Annotated in this window: 1 protein-coding gene; it reads right to left on the bottom strand. The window is 38.6% G+C overall.

The window, feature by feature from the left end; all coding sequences use genetic code 11:
• Positions 1-14 precede the first annotated feature (14 nt).
• Complete coding sequence (locus CS063_RS17360) at positions 15-812, bottom strand: DNA adenine methylase (RefSeq protein WP_099450916.1); 798 nt, start codon at positions 810-812, stop codon at positions 15-17.
• Positions 813-845 lie beyond the last annotated feature (33 nt).

Here is an 845-nt window from a genome sequence, read left to right as displayed (position 1 = left end):
AAAAACTAATTTTATTACTCAAACAATGTGATTTGTGTACCCTTTACGTTAGACCATATAACTTCTATTCTTCGTTTACCTTGTTCGGCTTGTGCATTTATTTCATACTTAGTCCACCCACTAAGTACGTCATTGTATAGTCCTGCGTCATAGCCACTTAATATCACAGGTCCTGAATGTTCTTTTAGGGCTTCAAGTAATTTAACATGCTGTTCTTCTGTTTCCATTTCAACATTGTAATATCTCTGTCTCCTGGTACTTAGTAAATACGGTGGGTCAACATATATAAGACAATCTTCTCTGTTATACTTTTTTATTAGGTCCAAAGCATCTGTATTCTCTATTTCTGCATCTTTCAGCCTTTTAGCTGATTCCAATATCTGCTCCGGAACTTTGTTCCATGCTCCGGTAACCCGCTGTTTACAAGTTGCTCCAAGTACCGGACCTGCGTGTCTCCAACTTGAACTATAATATTGCATCCCAGCTCTAGCCATATTGCAACGGATAACAAATTGTCTCGCTCTCTCCAATCCGGTTCCTTCCCGATTGTATGATTCTTTATATTCCTGCCTACTGTATGGAGTAAGTTCTATAAGTCGGGCCAATTCTTCCGGATAATCTCTTATGCATTTAAAAAGGTTTACTATATCACCATCTAGGTCATTTATTACTTCTGTATTACATGGGGTCTTTGAAAAAAACACTGCTCCGGACCCAAAGAATGGTTCAAGATATATCTTATGTGGCGGAAGTAGCTGCACTATCTTATCAGCTATACTCCATTTGGCACCTGGCCACTTTAATGCTCCCAAACCCACACCCCCTATCTAATAAATAAGTTATTT

The organism is Sporanaerobium hydrogeniformans (assembly GCF_002735925.1).
GTDB classification, from domain to species: Bacteria; Bacillota; Clostridia; order Lachnospirales; family Cellulosilyticaceae; genus Sporanaerobium; species Sporanaerobium hydrogeniformans.
Note: the sequence above shows the minus strand (reverse complement) of the source record. Positions and strands in the feature narration are given on the sequence as shown.